Here is a 1,399-nt window from a genome sequence, read left to right as displayed (position 1 = left end):
AAACAACTTTCATGGCTCGGGGTGCTCTGCACCCGATTCCATGAAAGTTAGGCTAGGAACTTGGCAGTGATGTCGGCCACGCGCTTGCCGTAGAACTTGGCGGTGTCCAAGTCGCCTTGCGACATTTCAGCGGGGCTGCTGTCCGATGGCGACTGCACCAGCACGCCCACCGAACCACCCAGGTTGTTGATGTCGTTGCGGGTTGCGGCCTTGGTGTTGCTGGGCATGTGGCCCAGGCTGACCCAGATGCCGCCTTGCTGCGAAGCCAGGGTTTGCAGATAGATCAGGGTGACTTGCTTGTCGCCGCTGAAGCTGGCGCTGTTGGTGAAGCCACCAAACACTTTGTCTTTCCAGGCGCTGGTGAACCAGGCTTTGCTGGTGGCATCGGCAAACTTTTTGAACTGCCAGCTCGGGCCACCCATGTAGGTGGGCGTGCCAAAGATGATGGCATCTGCCGCGTTGATGGATGCCCAACCGGCTTCGGACACATTGCCTTCGGCATCGATGGCGATCAGCTCGGCGCTGGCACCTTCGGCCACGGCCTGGGCTACGCGCTGGGTGTGGCCGTAGCCAGAATGGTAGACAACAACAGTTTTGGTCATACAGACTTTCTAGGTAGGTAAAAACAACGAACGGGAAACACTTTACTGGAGATCAGGCACTGCGTTTCGCGTCCAGGCTCCAGGCACCGGCGCCCCAGGCGGCTACGGTCAGCAGGCCACCGGCGACGGCGATGTTCTTCATGAACAGCAGTTGCGTCACCATCACCGCGTCGGCAGGCACAGCCCAGTAGGCGTGGAAGACGAAGCTGGCCACCAGGGTGAAACCAGCCAGCACCAGCGCCGCAAAGCGAGTGCCCAGGCCAAAAATCAGCGCCAGGCCGCCCAGCACTTCCACCGCAATGGCCGCCAGCGCGCCCAGCGTGGGAAATGGCAGGCCGACCGAGCCGATATAGCCCACAGTGCCAGCAAAGCCGGTGATCTTGGCAATGCCCGCAGGCAAAAACAGGGCGGCCAGCAGCAGGCGGCCAGCGAGACTCAGGGGGTTTTGGAGAGTGTTGAACATGGTTTTCTTTCAGAGATTTCGGAGTTAGGTTTAAAAAATTCAAGCAGCCAGGTCAAAGACCAGGACTTCTGCATTTGCGGCCTTGCCCAGAGTGAGCTCGGCTTCGTTGTCGATCAGAAGCGCATCGCCGGTGGTCAGCGCGATGCCATTGACTTCCAGGGCTCCGCGCACCAGGTGCACATAGCCTTTGCGCGCCGGGTTCAGTGCCAGCGTGGCGGTTTCCGTGCCGTCGAGCAGCCCGGCGTACAAGTGGGCATCGGCATGGATGGTGACCGCGCCCTGGGCACCGTCGGGCGAGGCCACCAGGCGCAGATCACCGCGCTTTTCGCTGTCG

General features: G+C 60.8%; 3 protein-coding genes. All 3 read right to left on the bottom strand.

The features are described 5' to 3' along the window. Nucleotides 1-47: 47 nt before the first annotated feature. Nucleotides 48-602 carry a flavodoxin family protein gene (locus AC097L_RS24385; protein WP_479589306.1) on the bottom strand — a complete coding sequence of 185 codons (555 nt, stop codon included), beginning with the start codon at nt 600-602 and terminating at the stop codon, nt 48-50. Nucleotides 603-654: 52 nt separating this feature from the next. Next, complete coding sequence (locus AC097L_RS24380) at nt 655-1,065, bottom strand: DoxX family protein (RefSeq protein ID WP_479589305.1); 411 nt, start codon at nt 1,063-1,065, stop codon at nt 655-657. Between the two features lie 39 nt (nt 1,066-1,104). After that, nucleotides 1,105-1,399, bottom strand: a 295-nt coding sequence (locus tag AC097L_RS24375; RefSeq protein ID WP_479589304.1) for a pirin family protein, incomplete at its 5' end; no start/stop codon positions are given.

The organism is Rhodoferax sp. RT5P35 (assembly GCF_056521385.1).
Note: the sequence above shows the minus strand (reverse complement) of the source record. Positions and strands in the feature narration are given on the sequence as shown.